We start from the raw sequence: 584 nt of genomic DNA, 5'->3' as shown, positions 1-584 counted from the left end.
CGAGACGTCCCGCACGGGCGCGAGCGACCGCGCCACCCGCTCCGCCCACGCGGCCGGCACCTGGTCGGCGAGGACGAGGCCGGTCTCCTCCAGCCCGTGGCCGCGCAGCGCGAGCCGGTCGCCGTCCCAGGAGGTGACGACCGTGCACTCCTCGGGCAGGGTCCGCTCGGATTCGTCGAGGCAGATCGCGTGGATCCCGTGGGCGGGCCCGTGCTTGAGGATCTGCGGCATCCCCGGCACACGGCGCAGGGTGCGCGCGCCGTCCAGGACGAGCAGCACGTTGTACGGCGGCTGGACGTTCTTGATCTGCCCGAACGACGCCTGCGCCGCCCGCCGCCGCTCAGTGATCTTGATGGCGAGTTCGGTGACCCTGGCGACCGCTCCGGCCGGGTCGGCGCCGACGAGCGTCACGCACTCCTCGCCGTCGCGGGGCGCGCAGTGCGGCAGCCACCGCACCCAGTTCCAGTGCTCGGCCCCGTCGTCGGCCCCCGACAGCACCACGATCATCAGATCGCGCGGGCTGTGCAGGGCCGCCGCCTGCCCGACCAGCCAGCGGGCCAGCGCCCGCGACTTCTCGCGCGGCC

At 75.0% G+C, this 584-nt stretch carries 1 pseudogene; it reads right to left on the bottom strand.

Going from position 1 to position 584, the window contains the following annotated elements:
- A pseudogene (locus tag ACYVE7_RS35380) lies at positions 1 to 584 on the bottom strand (FtsK/SpoIIIE domain-containing protein); the annotation flags it as partial.

Source organism: Actinocorallia lasiicapitis, assembly GCF_054778695.1.
Note: the sequence above shows the minus strand (reverse complement) of the source record. Positions and strands in the feature narration are given on the sequence as shown.